The 15714-nt window shown below is 61.0% G+C and carries 13 protein-coding genes; 7 read left to right on the forward strand and 6 right to left on the reverse strand.

Annotated elements, in window-relative coordinates; all coding sequences use genetic code 11:
• The first annotated feature begins 144 nt into the window (after positions 1–144).
• Positions 145–627, forward strand: a complete 483-nt coding sequence (locus H9S92_RS21875) for a DUF4112 domain-containing protein (protein WP_187468842.1) — start codon at positions 145–147, stop codon at positions 625–627.
• Positions 628–641: 14 nt separating this feature from the next.
• Here H9S92_RS21875 and H9S92_RS21880 read toward each other — a convergent pair whose 3' ends face one another.
• The 4 genes from H9S92_RS21880 to H9S92_RS21895 form a co-directional block, all read right to left on the reverse strand.
• On the reverse strand, positions 642–1190 hold the full coding sequence (locus tag H9S92_RS21880; RefSeq protein ID WP_187468843.1) for a hypothetical protein: 549 nt from the start codon (positions 1188–1190) through the stop codon (positions 642–644).
• Positions 1191–1192: 2 nt separating this feature from the next.
• Complete coding sequence (locus tag H9S92_RS21885; RefSeq protein WP_187468844.1) at positions 1193–1522, reverse strand: cupin domain-containing protein; 330 nt, start codon at positions 1520–1522, stop codon at positions 1193–1195.
• 65 nt (positions 1523–1587) lie between these two features.
• The gene (locus tag H9S92_RS21890) at positions 1588–2364 is read right to left on the reverse strand and encodes an SDR family oxidoreductase (protein ID WP_187468845.1); all 777 of its coding nucleotides are present in this window, start codon (positions 2362–2364) and stop codon (positions 1588–1590) included.
• Positions 2365–2450: 86 nt separating this feature from the next.
• The gene (locus H9S92_RS21895) at positions 2451–3947 is read right to left on the reverse strand and encodes a S8 family peptidase (RefSeq protein WP_187468846.1); all 1497 of its coding nucleotides are present in this window, start codon (positions 3945–3947) and stop codon (positions 2451–2453) included.
• 356 nt (positions 3948–4303) lie between these two features.
• On the opposite strand from H9S92_RS21895, the gene H9S92_RS21900 reads away from it, so the two are divergent.
• From H9S92_RS21900 to H9S92_RS21920, 5 genes are all read left to right on the forward strand, one after another.
• Positions 4304–6310, forward strand: coding sequence for a TonB-dependent receptor (locus tag H9S92_RS21900; protein ID WP_187468847.1), 2007 nt, complete (start codon positions 4304–4306; stop codon positions 6308–6310).
• A gap of 180 nt (positions 6311–6490) precedes the next feature.
• On the forward strand, positions 6491–8878 hold the full coding sequence (locus tag H9S92_RS21905) for a coiled-coil domain-containing protein (RefSeq protein ID WP_187468848.1): 2388 nt from the start codon (positions 6491–6493) through the stop codon (positions 8876–8878).
• A 1-nt stretch (position 8879) separates the two neighbouring features.
• Positions 8880–9635, forward strand: a complete 756-nt coding sequence (locus H9S92_RS21910) for a hypothetical protein (RefSeq protein WP_187468849.1) — start codon at positions 8880–8882, stop codon at positions 9633–9635.
• 7 nt (positions 9636–9642) lie between these two features.
• Positions 9643–10917, forward strand: coding sequence for a cation:proton antiporter domain-containing protein (locus H9S92_RS21915; protein WP_187468850.1), 1275 nt, complete (start codon positions 9643–9645; stop codon positions 10915–10917).
• 99 nt (positions 10918–11016) lie between these two features.
• Entirely contained in the window at positions 11017–12153 is a 1137-nt protein-coding gene (locus tag H9S92_RS21920) for a lactonase family protein (protein WP_187468851.1), read from the forward strand.
• A gap of 2 nt (positions 12154–12155) precedes the next feature.
• Here the strand turns inward: H9S92_RS21920 and H9S92_RS21925 are convergent, their stop codons facing one another.
• Positions 12156–12665 (reverse strand): VOC family protein, encoded by a 510-nt coding sequence (locus H9S92_RS21925; RefSeq protein WP_187468852.1) that lies wholly within the window; start codon positions 12663–12665, stop codon positions 12156–12158.
• 241 nt (positions 12666–12906) lie between these two features.
• Between H9S92_RS21925 and H9S92_RS21930 the strand changes: the two genes are divergently transcribed.
• Complete coding sequence (locus tag H9S92_RS21930) at positions 12907–14727, forward strand: hypothetical protein (protein WP_187468853.1); 1821 nt, start codon at positions 12907–12909, stop codon at positions 14725–14727.
• Positions 14728–15261: 534 nt separating this feature from the next.
• On the opposite strand, the gene H9S92_RS21935 is transcribed toward H9S92_RS21930, so the two are convergent.
• Positions 15262–15714: T9SS type A sorting domain-containing protein (locus H9S92_RS21935; protein WP_187468854.1), on the reverse strand; the 453-nt coding region annotated here is incomplete at its 5' end.

Here is a 15714-nt window from a genome sequence, read left to right on the forward strand (position 1 = left end):
GGGTTGGGGGGCCAACGTTCCCTGCACCTGCGGCCGCGCCCTCGCCAGTCAGCCCACGGTACGAGCACAGTGCTTACCTTGCGCAGCAATAACCCCAGTGCCGGGATTTTCCCTTTTCACCCTCCACGTGCCAAGCTGCTACCTATGGACAACCGCCCCATCCTGACCGAACAACAACGCGAAGTGCCGCAACTGCGGTGGGTAGACAGCTACAGCCGACTGCTCGATAGCAAGTTCCGCATCCCGGGAACCGATATCCGCTTCGGTGTCGACTTTCTCCTGGGGCTGATTCCCGGGGCGGGCGACCTGACCTCGCTGGCCATGTCGGGCCTGCTCATCGTTACGATGGCAAAGCACGGTGCCAGCCCCCGCCTGGCCGCCCGGATGCTTTTCAACGTGGGCCTGGATGCCCTGGTTGGCACCGTACCCATTCTGGGCAATCTCTTCGACCTGGTCTTCAAAGCCAATTACCGCAACGCGGTGCTCATGCGCGAATACTACGACGAGGGCCGCCACACCGGAAGCGTCTGGCCCGTCATCCTGATGGTGCTCGGGGGCATTTTCCTGATCTTTTTCCTCACCATCTGGGCCGTCATCGCCCTGTTCAGCTGGCTGCTGGGTGGATGATAACTGCTCGGCGGCTAAAACCGGCAACTCACTCCGGCGGCCACCCCGTCCACACTAACGATCCGGTCCAGCCGCAACCAGGTGCCACTGCCCAATTGCACGTATTCTTCGGTGCGTACCGTTTTGGTATTGCTGAGGCGGGTTTCCGTGTGGTTTACCTCCCCGTCAATGCCACGGTAGCTGAGCGACACGGTGCGGCGGGTGACGATGGCCGCTTCGAAATGATCGTAGAAGTTGCAATCGATGGGCCGGTAGTTCGTCCGGGGTAAGGCTTCCAGGGCAGTCAGGTACCCGGCTACCCGTCCGGGTTCAAACGGGTGGTACTGAAGGTCCGTCAGCTGGGCGGCCTCGGGCCAGTCTGGGGCGAAGGAAAGGGCGGGCCTCCCGTGCCGGCGCAACGAACGAATACCTTCCCATTCCTCCTCCGTTGGTCGCGTAAAAATGAGCAGGCCATCAACGGCCCAGGGCGGGTCCTCGGCCAGCAAGGCGAGCGGTGCCGTCCAGGTACCCGCAGCCAGGTCCGCAGGCGGCACACCGCAGTAGCGCAAGGTCAGGGCCCCCATACTTAAAGGCGGTAATCTTCGCGGACGGGAGCGAAAACGTCAATGATGTGGCATTCGGTCAGCGCGACACCGCCGTGGGAAACGTTGCCGGGGATGACGGCGACGTCGCCGGGCCCGCAAATCCTTACTTCTCCGCCAATGTCGAAACGAAACTGGCCCGCCAGGACGGTAGAGGTCTGCTCGTGGGGGTGGTGATGCTGTGGAAGTTCCGTCCCCGCCGCGATGCGGAAGTCGCCGATGCTGACGTGGTCCGTGTGTACCAGATGGCCGACGATGCCGGGAAAAACTTCCTGCCGGGGAAGGTCTGCCACCTTGTTGAGGTAAAAGGACATAAGCTGAAATTTTGGTCGGGAAGATCGAGGGACAGCGCCCGAAGAAAAGACGGTCCGTAAGTGGTTTAGCCCGTGATGTGGCGCACGAGGCCGCCGTCAACGCTGATCGTCTGGCCAGTCAGGTAGCCCGCAACGGGAGAAAGCAACATGGCGGCGATGGCAGCAAAGTCGGCGGGTACTCCAAGCTGTTTGGTCGCCGTCTCAGCGGTAAACTGGGCTTCGACTTCCGCGAGGGGCAGGCCCTGAATGTCGGCCGATTTTTCCAAAACGGTAGTGATGCGGGGCGTGGCGTGGTAGCCGGGGGCAAGGATATTGGCGGTGATGCCGGCCTCCCCTACTTCGCGGCTGAGGGTTTTGACGTAGCCGGCCACACCCGCGCGGAGGGCATTGCTGAGCACCAGGTTATCGATGGGTTGCTTGATGGAAACGCTTTCGAGGTACAACAGGCGTCCACCCCCGCGCTTGCGTAAGCCCGGGAGCAGCGCGGCGGTCAGTTGTACTTTCCAGCGGAAGGTACTGGCGAAGGCGCGGTCCCAGTCTTCCATGCGGAGTTCTTCGACGCGGCCGGTGGGTGGCCCACCGGCGTTGAAAACACAGCCGTAGAGGGGAAAGCCATTGAGGTAATCGGCCAGGTTTCTTACGGCGGTGGCGTCGGTGAGGTCCGCAGCGTAGGGCGTAAAAGTTTTGCCGACCCGCTCGGCCACGGCATCCAGTTTGTCTTGTCCGCGTGCAATACCAATCACCTGGGCCCCTTCCGCCAGCAAGCGCTCCGCGACGGCCAGGCCCAGCCCGCTCGTAGCTCCGCCCACGGCGATGATTCGGTCTTTCAGTGCTAAGTCCATATCCCCTGCATTTATGGCGGCTAAGGTAGGCGCTACCCTGCGGATGGCCCACTTTTCATACCTCCTTTTGCCCCTGCGCTACACTTCTAACGACTCAGCGCGGCTTGCAGAGCGGCGGCGGGCTGGACGATGCGGCCGGTGTAAGCTGTTTCGGCACCGTCTTTGCCCGTTTGTTGCAAAATGCGGTAGGCCTGGGCGGCGGTCAGGTCGGGGTTAACGGAGCGCATGACGCCGAGCAGGCCCGCGACGAAGGGGCAAGCCATGCTCGTGCCGCTGTAGGCCGCGTACTTGCTGTTGGGAGTGGTGCTGAAGATGGCTACCCCGGGAGCGGCGATGCCCTGGGCAAGGTTATTGACCTTATTGCTGAAGGGAGCCCGGAGAAGGTGTTGGTCGATGGCCGCGACGGCAATAATCCCTTGGGCATTGGCGGGGGAGTAGTTGGCTGCATCGCGGTTGCTGTTGCCGGCGGCGGCAATGACGATGGCCCCGTGGCGGGTAGCGTACTTGATGGCCTGGGAGTAGGCTTGCTGCCGGCTCTGGTTGCTGGGGCCACCCAGGGAAAGCGAGATTACGTCTACCCCCTCGTCGGCCGCCTCAATGATGCCGGCGATGATGCTTTTTTGGGTCCCCATACCGCCCGAGCCCAGGACTTTGATACTGGTTACCTCCACAAAAGCACCGCGGCCGGTACCGGCCAGGCTACCGATGCCGATGCCGTTGTTGGTTACCCCGGCGGCGATGCCGGCGCAGTGGGTGCCGTGGCCCATGGGGTCGTTGTCGTACTTGCTCTCCACGGAGAAGTAGTTGGCGCGCAGGTCTTCGTGGGCCGCGTCAACGCCCGTATCGAGGATGGCGATGCGGGCCTTCTTGCGCGGCGTCTGGCTGGCCAGCAGGCGGTAGTAGGCATCCATATTGAGGGCTTCCATGGCCCACTGCTGGTCGGTATCCGGGTCATTAATGCCCAGGGCCGGGTTTTGCTTGTTGGCTTCGACGGGTTCGGCGACGAGTGGTTCGGCGACGATGATTTCGTTGGGCTCGAAGTAGGCTACCGAGGCCAGGCCCGCCAGCTGGCTTTCGGCCAGGGCGACGTCGGCGACGTCCACCACAAAGTAGTTATCGAGGTAGGTGGAGGCGGCGTCCTGGGGCTGGAAGGCGGGAGTGATCGTCCAGCCCAGGCGGGCGGCATCCTGGGCGAAGGCCTGGCCGGCCGGGCCTTCCTTAGCCTCTACCAAAAATTCTGCGTCGGCAGGCAGGGCCGGGGCATTGCTCGCCTCCAGCGCACCGGGTCCTGCCATGCCCTGCAGGAAGTGGGCGGCCACAAAAATCCCGAGGATGATGACGATGGCCAGCCAGATGGGCACCCGGCGCGCTACGGCCAGGCTCTGTACCAAACCGACCATGCCGATGAGCATAAAGTCGCGCACAATCCGGGGAATGGCCTCGTTCAGCGTGGAAGCCGAATCGTAATCCCGCCACAACAGCAGGCCAACGCCCGCGTAGGTTGCCAGCATCCACAGGGTGGAGTCTTTGAAATTACGACGCCAGAACCAGATACAAAGAAGGAGGGCGGCCAAATAGAGCATACCAGGGAAATTTTGGTTCTAAGATAGGTTGCTGGCCGCAAAGGCCCAGGCATTTTCGATGAGGGTCGCGGCATTTTCGACCGACATTCCGGGATACTAACGACCTTACGCCACGAAAAGATGCCCTTTGAGGGTCTTTTGGCGGTTCTGGCGGGCGCGGACGCAGGTGCTCGGTAAAGACGTAAAAGCCCAGTACGACTCCACCGGATAATTTCCAGCAATCGGGTCCTTCCGCTGAACGACTCAGGTACTTTCCACGCTTACGTAGTGACGCCGGGGAAAGGAGGCCCGACCTTCCCTGGTCCTCCCGCCCAGCCCCGCCTCAACCCTACAGTCTTTTCTTCATTTACTGCTCTATGCGTTACCTCTCCCTGCTTTTTCTGTTATTCCCTGGCACCTGCGTGCGCGCCCAAGTGGCCGATACCCTGTTGGAGTACATCGCTCCGCTGGCGACGGTGCGCGCTTACGGTATCCCGCTAACCAGTACGCTGGCCGCCCCGGTGAGCAGCCTGACGGAGGCGGAACTGGACCGCTACGACAATTCTTCCCTCCTCAGTGCCCTGAACCGCCTGCCGGGCGTGCGCTTTGAAGAGCGGGCGACGGCCAGCTACCGCATTGCCATCCGCGGGGCCAGCCTCCGCTCCCCCTTCGGCGTACGCAATACGCAGGTCTACTGGAACGGGATTCCCTACGGAGACCCCGGCGGCGACGTACCGCTCAACTTCCTTGATGCCGTCAACATTGACCGTGCGGAGGTCATTCGCGGCCCGGCGGGCGGTTTCTACGGGCCGGGCACCGCCGGCACGCTGCTGCTGCGGACGTCTGCCCTTGACGAGCACCGGCCCGAGGCCACCATCACGGCCGGCTCTTACGGCTTTTTCCGCGCCGAAGTAAAGGCCGGCCGGGCCAACGCTACCGGCGGCGCAAACCAACTGCGCCTCGGCTACCAGCGCACCGACGGCTACCGCGAGCACAGCGCGATGGAGCGCTTCACCGTTCAGGCCTCCTCTACCCTGCGCGCGCCCCGCCCGGGGCAGCGCACGGACCTCCACGCCCTGTACTCGAAGCTCGACTACGAACTTCCCGGTGCCCTCACCCCCGAGCAATTTGCCGATGACCCCCGGCAGGCCCGGCCCGGCAGCGTCGATAAAAACGCCTCCATCCACTACCACAACCTGCTGCTGGGCCTCACCGACGCCCGCCAGCTGGGCCGCTGGAGCAGCGAGCTGGCCCTCTACACCACCGGCTTTTACTTCGACCACCCCTTCAACGTCGACTACAAGCGCGAAGCCAACCTCGGCGGTGGCTTCCGGCTTGCCTTGCGCAGGGACCTGCACCAGGATCTCGCCCTCACCTTCGGTACCGAATACCGCCTGCAATACCGGATGGGGCAAAACTTCAGCAACCCCGCCGGTGCTCCCGGAGAGCTGAACTTTGCCGACGAAATTTTCTCCCGCCAGGGCCTCCGCTTCGGCCAGCTCGTCTACACCCCCGGCGCGTGGGACTTCCACCTGGGCCTGAGCAATACCGGCCTGAGCTACGCCGTTGATCGCACCTTCGCCGCCAGCGGTCCGACGGGCCAGACCGACTTCCGCGCCCGACGCCCGTTGGCGCTGCGCCTGGCGGCTGGCCGTACCATCGGCCAGCACTATGTCTACGCCAGCCGGGCCGACGGGTTCAGCCCCCCGACCTTAGATGAGTTCCGGACCAACGAAGGCAGCCTCAACCTCGCGCTGGACCCCGAACTGGGCACCAACTACGAGCTGGGCTACCGCTACGCCACGGGCCGCTTCAGCGCGGAGGCCAGCGCTTTTTACTTTGCCCTCCGCGAAGCCATCACGAGTTTTACCGACGACCGGGGCACGCAGCTGTTCCGCAACGCTGGCCGCACCCGGCAGCAGGGCCTGGAGCTGGCGCTCAGCTACCACTTGCTCCGCCAGGCCCAGGAGGGCATTGACCTCCGTGGGGCGGCCAATTACACCTTTTACGACTTTACCTACCGGGAGTTTCAGCGGGGCACGACCGACTTCAGCGGGCAGCGCATCCCTGGGGCGGCACCGCACACTGTCAACCTGGAAGTCATCACCGCCCTGAAAAACGGATGGTTCCTGGACCTCTTCTACAACTTCACCGACGCCATTCCGCTGGACGACGCCAATGAGGTGCGGGCTTCTGCCTACCACTTCCTCCGCGCCAGCCTGGGCTACCGGACGGGGCGCCTGACCTTCTTTGCGGCGGGCGCCAACCTGCTGGGCGAAAAGATGAGCTTTGGCGACGACCTCAATCCGCAGTTTGGCCGGCGCTACTTCCAGCCCGCGCCGGGCCGCAATTGGCAACTGGGCGTCCGGCTGGCGGGGCGCTGACGCAGGTGCAAGGGCGGAAATCAGGCAGTGGAAGTCTCCGCCCACTACATTGATATCCGGCTGTACCCCACTTCAACCCAACCCGCGTTTCTCGCAGGTGCCGGGATAAAATATCCGGGAATAATCCCTCACTACCGTCCGCTACTGCTTATTTTGCCCGGTACAACCGACTTACTTGCCATGACCCAACCCGCAAAAGTGGCCGTCCCGGTGTCCGAATATCGGCTACCGGTGGTGTCTCCCGAAGAAATCTCCAGCGGCTGGCAGCACCCTGAACCAGCGGATTACCTGGCGGCTTTGGCGCGCTCCTTCGGGGCGGGTGTCCGGCAATTCACGCAAATTGGCCAGGAAGCGGAGGCGGAAGTGACGACTGGCGGTCCGAATGCCCTGCTGGCGCGGTACGTCTTGTACGACTGGATGGACTCGGCCAAGCACTATCTGCTGTTACTGCGGGACGTGTATTTCGAAGGGCAAAAAGCGCTGGTGCTACTGGAGGAATCCGAATTGCCCGCTGAGGCTTTCGCCACGCTCAAAGCCCAGGGCCGGGAAATTGTGGAAGCGGCTTCCCAGCAGCTTTCGGAGGCCCTGGACGGGGCGCTGCGGCATCCCGAGGCACTGCGAAGCCCGGGTGCGGCGTGGAAATTCCAGGCTTCCCCCTGGCCGGTGTACCTGGCCCAGTTCGCCGTACTGGAAGAACAGGTAGCGGCGATTACGCGGCAGGGAAGTGACTTACGGCAGGTGGGGCAGCAATTTGGGGGCATCCGGGCATTGTTCAGCAGCACCTTCGGCAACTACGAACGCTATTTGGCGGAGATGGCCGAAGAACTGCACGCGGGGCTTACGGCTTTACCGGCGGATGAGGCCCAGGGCAGTGTAGCTCCCCTGGTAAAGCTGCTGGCCGCCTTCGTAGCGCGCGAACCCGAGCCCAATACGGCTACGGAATTTCTGGAGCAGCTTGAAGTGCTGACGGGGTCGTTGCCCGAACTGCGGCAGCTGATCGTCGGCACCGAAGCCGGGCTTTTGCTGCGGCGGGAGCTTTCGTTGCCCCGGGCCACGCTGGCCTGGCTGGAAGCGGAGTTGATCTCGGAAGTACAGGACTTTTTTGCCCACCGCAATCAATTACAAAATCGACTTCAGGTGGCCCTGCGGACCAGCGAGAACCGCCTGGAATTCGACCGGCAGGAGGGGCGTGACCTGGCCCGGCGGGAAATACCCCAGGCCCTGGGCCAGTTGCAACGCGGGATGGAAAAAACGCGGGAGGAACTGCTGGCCCTGAGTGCCTCCGTCTCCACGGCCATTGAGCGGGAATTGCGGGCCAGCAATGCTTACCGGGACAACTTCCTGCAACTGGACGTCCGGCAAACCCTCCAGCAATACGCACGCTACCAACGCTCGGGCTGGCAACAGATCCAGCACTGGTTGCTGGAGCGGGTGCAAAAAATCACCGAACTGGGCCAGGAGCGCATCCGGGAGGGGCAGCTGAGCATTTCCGAGCGGGTGGTACGGGTGGTACGCAACCGCAGCCTCCAGCCGGCGGCGGCCCACTATACCAATATGTTCGTCACCCAAGGCTACCTCGGCGAATCTTTTCTGGTGGGCCGCGACGCAGAGCTGCAGCGCATGCGCCGCATCATCGACAATTGGCAGCTGGGGTACCGGGGCGCGGTCCTGATCTCCGGCAAGCGGCTGAGCGGCAAATCCTTTTTCGGGGAACTCATCGGGCACAAATTTTTCAACAACCGCTACGTCACCCTGGCCCCCGCCACCCGGGTGGAGTTGGCCGGACGCTTTCTGGAGCCCACCCACAGTTTGAAAGAGGCCCTCGACTTTGTGGTCAAAAACAGCCACCAGCAGCCCCTGATGGTTTGGATTGACGATCTGGGGCGGTGGTGGAGCGAGGAGCACGCCCTGGCGGAAAACATCCTGAACCTACTCAAGACCGTGGATTATTATTCAGACCGTCTGTTCTTCGTAGTGGCGGCCAACAGTTGCCTGTACGCCATGCTGGAGCAACAGTACCAGGTGAACCGCTACTTTCAGGCGACGCTTTTTCTGGACCAGATGCCGGCCGAAGCCATTCAGCAGGCCATCACCATCCGCCACGGCGCTACGCAGATGCAGTTGACCTCGGACGAAGGCGAGCCCATTCTACCCGATGCTTTTCCCGGCCTCCTGCGCCCCATTTACCGGGCTTGCAAGGGCCGGATCGGGGATGCCCTGCGCCACTGGGCCTACGCCATTCGCTTCCACGAAACGTACGGCCTGACGTTTGAGCCCAACACCAGTTATGGCCTGCCGGACGAGCTGAGTGAGGACGCGGGCATCTTGCTGCGGATGATTCTTCTGGACCGGAGCACCAACGAATTTTACCTCCGCCGGCAGTTTGGGCCCGCTTTCCGCGACAGGTTCCAGCCGCAGGTGCAACGCTTTCTTCACCTGGGCATCCTGCTGCGCCTGCCCGACGGCACACTGGAGATCAACCCGGCCATCGTTTGTGATATCGAGCGGGCCCTGGAAACCAAACACTTCATTCCCCGCGCGGCCGACGCGAACAACAGTGCCGTTTGATATGGAACAGCTTTTACCTTCTCTGCTCTGGAGCGACTTATTCAAGGCCGTCTTGGTAACGGGCCTGGTGTACGCAGGCCTTTCCTTTGGCCGCCTGCTCCTGCAAGGCCTGCGCATTAATGACTCCCGCAAGCGGGTTTTGGGCAACGGACTGGCCAGAATCCGGGCCTTTTACGAACCGCTGGCGCTGATTGTCATCGGGGTGGTCTTTGTCTTGATCAACCCCCTCATGCACAGCCTGATCATGGGAAGTGTGGTGGCCATGAGTTGGAGCCCCCTGCGGGAATACCTCAGCGGGCGTTTTTTGCGCATCACGACGGAACTGCGGCCGGGGCAGGAACTCATTTTTGGGCAAGAGGAGGGCACCATCCGGTCATTGGATACTTTTGGTTTGCAGTTGCAGACGGCGGCTGGCAGCCGGCTGATTGGGTACCGGCGGTTGAAAAACGAGGGCTTTACCTTGCAACAGGGTAGCCGCACGAGCGGGTTTCATGAACTACAAATTGCGCGGGCGGACGCCGACGCGGCGGGCACCGAGCGGCTGGAGCACCGGTTGTTTACCTGTACTTACCTCGACTGGCGGCACCAGCCCGAGCTTTTCGCTCTGCCCGATCAACGGGGGTGGCAGCTGCGGGTCTTGCTCCGTTGCGGCGATCACCTGCCCGCTTTCCGGCAACTGCTGGAGGAGTGGGGCTACACCATTGCGCCGCAAGCCGCACCTCGCACGTCCAGCCTTTTTCAAGACCGCCCCAACTAAATCCAGCATGAATCCGTATACCCTCATCATCGACACCAGCCTGGTGGTCATCCTTTCCTTCTTCTTCGGGGAGATTGCCAAGCGGACCAACATCCCGGCCGTTCTGATGCTCATCTTTCTGGGCATTGCGATGCAATCTTTGCTGGACTTTCTGGAGCTGCGGGACTATGACTTCTTCCCGATACTGGAAGTGCTCGGCATCATCGGGCTGATCATGATCGTTCTGGAAGCCGCACTGGAACTGGAGCTCAAACCTGAGAAGTACCTGCCCATAGCCAAATCTTTCGTCATTGCCCTGGGGGGCCTGTTTCTTTCGGCGTGGGCTGCTGCCAGCATCCTGCGCTTCTTCATACCGGAGATGAGTGTGCTTTCCGCCTGGATTTACGCTACACCGCTATCGATATTATCCAGCGCCATCATTATTCCCAGCGTCAGTGACCTGCGCCTGGACAAGAAGGAATTCCACATTTACGAAAGCACTTTTTCGGACATCCTTGGCATCATGCTCTTCTACTTCCTCACGGGGCAAATTGAGCACGCGGCGGCGGGCGGAGAGCACGGCAATGGCCTGGCTGGCTTTGCGGGTACTACGTTGCTGACCATCGTCGTCTCGTTGGTAGCTTCCTACGCTATTCTCCTGGTCTTTCAGCAGATCAAGAGCCATACCAAGTTGTTCCTGCTCATTGCCGTGCTGTTGTTGCTCTACGCGATTGGCAAGCAATTGCACCTGTCGTCCCTCATCATTATCCTGGTTTTCGGCCTCGTCATTGCCAACATGAAACTGTTTTTCCAGGGGCCGATCAAGCGCTATCTGAACTTGCGCAAAGCTCACCAGATCTACGAAGGGCTGCACGTCATTACGATGGAGACGGCTTTCGTGGTCCGTACTTTCTTCTTCGTCGTTTTCGGACTAACCATCTCCCTGGCCTCCTTGCTGGACCCGGTGGTGGCGCTGATCAGTCTGCTCATCATCGCTTCCATTTACCTGGTGCGCTTCGTACTGCTGCGCCTGCTGGTGGGCAAAGACATCCTTCCCCAATTGTTTATTGCACCGCGCGGCCTCATCACCGTGCTGTTGTTCTACGCCATCCCCGAAACTGCGATGGTGGAAGGATTCAAGCCCGGCATTCTCCTTTTCCTCATCATCGGTACCAGCCTGGTAATGACCGTGGCCATGGTTTGGGAAAAACAACGCAGCGGCAAAGCCATCAAGAAAGCCGAAGCCAACGCGGTGGGTTACGCCAAGTGGCGGGCACCTAAGGTGGATGAACTGCTGGAATGACCGGGGTTGCCCGTCAGGCCCTGCTCCTCGTCCGCTCTGGAGCACCTGCGGCCGCGCCCCTACACCTTCCCTCCGCCCAAATATGCCTACATTTCTGCCATGAAAACACGACATCTTTACGCTGGCCTCTTCCTGCTGGGCCTGCTGCTCCAAACCTGCACGCCAAGCCTGCAACAGCGCCTGAAATGGTCTGAAAGGGAAGCCTACGTGGGCACCTATACCCGCAACGAAGGGTGGGTGAACGGCCAGGCCGAAGGCATTTACCAACTCAATCTGGACGGGCATGGACGGATTACGAACCAGCAGCTGGTGGTCAGACAGGCCAACCCCTCTTTCGTGCGCGTTTCCCCTACCGGGAGCTACCTCTACGCGGTAAGCGAGTTGGCGCAGGAAGACGAACCGACGGGCTTTTTGCACGCCTACGCGATTGGCGATGGCTACCGGGAGGTGGCCAAAGTGCCTACCGGCGGCAAGGCTCCTTGCCACATTGAACTGGCGGAAGGGCACCTGATTACGACCAACTACGTGGGCGGGGTGGCCAAGCTTTACCGCCAGGAAAGCGCTGGCCAGGTAGTGGAGGTGGACCGCTTCGTGGTCCCCGAAAACCTGGTACCGGGCCGGCAGCCACACCTCCATTCTGCCCGGGTGGCCCCGGATGGGAATTTGGTCGTCATCGCCGATCTGGGCCTCGACCGGCTCTGGTTTTTCACCCTCAGCGAAGAAAAGCTGAAGCCCTACGCCCAGCCCTACCTTACGCTCACCGAGGGAGCAGGCCCCCGCCACACGGAATGGTCGGCCGATGGCCGCTTTCTCTACGTCATCAACGAGCTGAATTCAACCGTTGCGGTGGTGCGCAACGACGCTGCCGCCCAGAGCCTCGCAGTAGTCCAAACACTGTCTACCTTACCGGCGGGCTGGACGGGCAAGAACTCCTGCGCCGACCTGCACTTACACCCCAACGGCCAACTGCTCTACGGCTCCAACCGGGGGCACAACAGCATCGCCATTTTTTCGGTGGCTTCCGGCACCGGATTGCTCACCGCCGTCGGCCACGAAAGTACCCGGGGCGAAGTTCCCCGCAATTTTGCCATTTCTCCCACCGGCCGCTTCCTCTACGCTGCCAACCAGAATTCGGGCAACATTGTCCCCTTCAGCATCAATGAGAAGAGTGGAAAGCTGACATTTAAGGGCCAGGATTTTGCCCTGCCCACGCCGGTCTGTATTGCGTTCCAATAAGCTCAGGGGCGGGCATTCTGGGCCCGTTGCCAGATGACGCGCGCGTCGTTCACCTCCGTCCAGTAACCGTCGAGGTCTTTGAAGTAGACCTGCCGGGCCCCGTCCGGGCGGTCGTTGGTCTGCATCGGTACACCCTGCCAACTCCAGAACTGGAGGTTGATGTCGCGCAAATGCTGCACAAAAGCATCGAAGGAAGTGACGGAAATGGAAAGATGAACGCCTTTATGGAGGCGGATTTCACTGCGGTCACTTTCGATGATGTGGAGACTCATGCCATTGCCCAGGCTGAGCCAGCGGATGTTTTCTTTTTCGGTGCCGTCGTAAATTTCTTCCAGCCCCAACACCTTCTGGTAAAAGGCGACGCTGGCGTCTACATCTTCTACGTTGATGGCGAAGTGATCAAAACTGGCCCCGTAAACCCCGGTGGTGGTGCCAAAGACGGCTGCTTTGGGCGAACAGGCGGTAAACAGGCCAGCAATCAACAGCCAGCAGAGGGCGGGAAAAAAGCGCATGATCATTCGGTATTTCGGGCCAAGGTAATATTTTCCTGGCCCGCCCGCACGCTACTGGGGGCTTCTACCAAAAGGCGGAGAAAGTTTTTTGCCCCGGGTGCGTAGCTTTGGCCAACCGCTGGGAGCCCCGCTGCTGCGTGGTGTGTTCCCCAAACCCAAGTCTTTCGCTCCGTAGATTTTCTGCCTTATCGCTCGCTCCGCCACCATCGCTCTGTTCGTCTGCTACCTGTTCATTGGGCTGGTGCACTTCTTCTATTACCCGAAGTGGAAGCACGCGGGTACGGAAGCTACCATCAGCTGGGACGTCAGCGGCTACTATATGTACTTGCCGGCGGCCTTCATTTACCACGACTTGCGGGAGGTCAAATTTTTGGACGAGGTGTTGACCAAGTACCGGCCTACTCCCTACCCTTACCAAACGTTTACCCACCCCAGCGGCCGGCAGGTGATGAAGTACAGCGTCGGGCAGGCGGTACTCTACAGCCCCTTCTTCTTCCTTGCCCACGCCTGGGCCAGTGCCAGTGGAGCTTATCCTGCCGACGGGTTTTCCTTTCCCTACCAATTCATGATTTCGCTGGGGAGCCTGGTGGTGAGTTTCCTGGGGCTGTTCTGGCTGCTTACCCTTCTGCGCCACTACTTCCCGGAGAGGGTGGTGGCACTGACCTTGCTTCTGCTTGTCTTTGGCACCAATTACCTCAATTATGCCGCCATTGATGGGGCCATGACGCACAACCACGTTTTCAGCCTCTACGCCCTGTTGTTGCTCACTACCCACCGCTTTTACGCAAAGCCTGCGCTGGGCCGGGCCCTGCTCATCGGCGCCTGCCTGGGCTTGATGGCCCTGACGCGGCCTACGGAAATCGTCGCCGCCATCCTTCCCCTGCTGTGGGGGCTGAACGTCTTACGGCGTAGTGCCTGGCGCGAGCGGTTCGCGTTTTTTGCCACCCACGCCCGCCTGCTCGTGGCAGCGGTAGGCGTCACGCTGGCCATTGGATCGGTGCAATTGATCTACTGGAAGTACGTCAGTGGCGATTGGCTGGTGTATAGCTACCAGGACCAGGGCTTTGATTGGCTGCGGACCCATTTCCACGCCGGCATGTTCAGCTACAAGGCGGGCTGGCTCGTTTATACCCCGCTGATGGCATTTGGCTTATTGGGGTTCATCCCGCTTTTCCGGCGGCGGCCCGACTTGTTCCCTGCCCTGTTCCTCCACGCCGCACTGTTCATTTACGTGGCTTTCAGCTGGTCCGTTTGGTGGTACGGTGGCAGCCTCGGGCAGCGCACCATGGTGCAGACCTACGTCGTTTTCGCCTTCCCACTGGCCGCCTTCGTGCAGTGGGCCTTTTTTGCGCGGTCGCAGGTGCTGGGGGAAGAACACCCCCCAGCCCCCAGAGGGGGAGAGCAGGGGAAGTCAACCACCCTCACCGCATTGCGCGTCCTGTTAACCGGCGTCATCCTGCTGTTCATCTACCACAACCTCTGGTTTACGCACCAGGCGCACCGCGGCGGACTATTCCTGACGGAGCAAATGACCAAAGCCTACTTCTGGCGCACGCTCTACACCTACGGCATCGACCACGACGACCGCTTAGCCCTCGACACACCCGAGTTTTTCCCGGGCACGCCGCAGGACAGCCTACTGCTTTTCGCGGAGGATTTCGAGAACCGGCCCGTAAGCTGCGGCATCGCCCCCGTCAGTGGACAGGGAGCCCTCTGCCTCAAGGAGAGCGACCAGAATAGCCCTGACTTTATCATCCCCATCCAGCTTCCGCCGGGCACCTGGCTACGGGCCAGCTTTGACGCCCGTATCGACGCTACCCGGTATAACATCGACAATTCCGCCCAATTCCTGCTCATCTTCCGTCGTAACGGCGAGGAGGTAAAACGCCGGCTGATCAGGATCCACCGCGTGCTCAACCACAACTGGCACCGCGCCGTCCACCTCGACGCTACCCTTCCCGCAGAAGGAGCCGATGAGCTCGTGGTAGCCATCTGGAACGGCGGAGCCGCCCAACCCGCCCTCCTCCTCGATAACCTGCGCATTCACCACCTCAAAAAATAAGAGCTTGTCTAAAATTTTTAAGAACTGATAATCAATGACTTATGGTTCTGGCTAGACAAAAAATTGCGCGCATAGTGGACTACGTAAGCCATTTTTTGTGACGCCAGGTTCATAAGTGCTTGGTTATCAGGAAGTAAAAATTTAGACAAGCTCTAAGATACCCGAGCACCACCCGGGTATTGTCGCGGCTTCAGCCCAACTCGCTCAAGACCGCAGGTCGCCCAAGGTATTGTCGCGGCTTCAGCCCGACCCACAAGGTATTGTCGCGGCTTTAGCCCGACCACCAGGACCGCAGGTCGCTAAAGGTATTGTCGCGGCTCCAGCCCGACCCACAAGACCGCAGGTCGCTAAAGGTATTGTCGCGGCTCCAGCCCGACCCACAAGACCGCAGGTCGCTAAAGGTATTGTCGCGGCTTCAGCCCGACCCCTAAGACCGAAGGTCCCACCACCAAAAGAGAAAAGCCCCACCACTCCAACCAAGGAGCAGCGGGGCTTTCCCCTGAGTCACCCCAAAGGGCAACTCTGATTCCAGTTCTACCGTACCACCACCATCTTGCGGGTAGCGGTGAAGTCGCCGGCCGTCAGCGTGTAGGTCAGTACACCCGCCGCGCCCAGCTCCGCTGCCGTCAGCGTCACCTGGTTGCGGCCAGCCGTAGCGTCCAGCTTGCGCGTCAGCAGCAGGCGGCCAGCGGCATCCTGTACCGTCAGCGTCGCTGCACCGGCAACGGCCAGCTCGTAGCGGATCACCGTCTCACCGCGTACCGGGTTCGGCGTGTTCTGCAGCAGGGCGTTCAGGCCCGTGGCTACTTCTGCCGTCGTGAACGACAGCGTCAAGGCACCACCCGTTCCGTTCAGGTTCACACCCTCACGTACGGTTACCTCATCCGTCAGACTCACCAACTCGCTCAGGCGACCCGCAGCCGTAGCCATCACTTCCAGCGTCAGCACCGCATCAGCACCCCGCAGGGCTACCGCCACCAGGCCGTC

The organism is Neolewinella lacunae (assembly GCF_014349155.1).
Taxonomy (GTDB): Bacteria; Bacteroidota; Bacteroidia; order Chitinophagales; family Saprospiraceae; genus Neolewinella; species Neolewinella lacunae.

What these genes read in the sequence shown, in the direction of transcription:
- H9S92_RS21875 (WP_187468842.1), top strand. Translation starts at nt 145, where the DNA reads ATGGACAACCGCCCCATCCTGACCGAACAACAACGCGAAGTGCCGCAA.
- H9S92_RS21880 (WP_187468843.1), bottom strand. Translation starts at nt 1,190, where the DNA reads ATGGGGGCCCTGACCTTGCGCTACTGCGGTGTGCCGCCTGCGGACCTG.
- H9S92_RS21885 (WP_187468844.1), bottom strand. Translation starts at nt 1,522, where the DNA reads ATGTCCTTTTACCTCAACAAGGTGGCAGACCTTCCCCGGCAGGAAGTT.
- H9S92_RS21890 (WP_187468845.1), bottom strand. Translation starts at nt 2,364, where the DNA reads ATGGACTTAGCACTGAAAGACCGAATCATCGCCGTGGGCGGAGCTACG.
- H9S92_RS21895 (WP_187468846.1), bottom strand. Translation starts at nt 3,947, where the DNA reads ATGCTCTATTTGGCCGCCCTCCTTCTTTGTATCTGGTTCTGGCGTCGT.
- H9S92_RS21900 (WP_187468847.1), top strand. Translation starts at nt 4,304, where the DNA reads ATGCGTTACCTCTCCCTGCTTTTTCTGTTATTCCCTGGCACCTGCGTG.
- H9S92_RS21905 (WP_187468848.1), top strand. Translation starts at nt 6,491, where the DNA reads ATGACCCAACCCGCAAAAGTGGCCGTCCCGGTGTCCGAATATCGGCTA.
- H9S92_RS21910 (WP_187468849.1), top strand. Translation starts at nt 8,880, where the DNA reads ATGGAACAGCTTTTACCTTCTCTGCTCTGGAGCGACTTATTCAAGGCC.
- H9S92_RS21915 (WP_187468850.1), top strand. Translation starts at nt 9,643, where the DNA reads ATGAATCCGTATACCCTCATCATCGACACCAGCCTGGTGGTCATCCTT.
- H9S92_RS21920 (WP_187468851.1), top strand. Translation starts at nt 11,017, where the DNA reads ATGAAAACACGACATCTTTACGCTGGCCTCTTCCTGCTGGGCCTGCTG.
- H9S92_RS21925 (WP_187468852.1), bottom strand. Translation starts at nt 12,665, where the DNA reads ATGCGCTTTTTTCCCGCCCTCTGCTGGCTGTTGATTGCTGGCCTGTTT.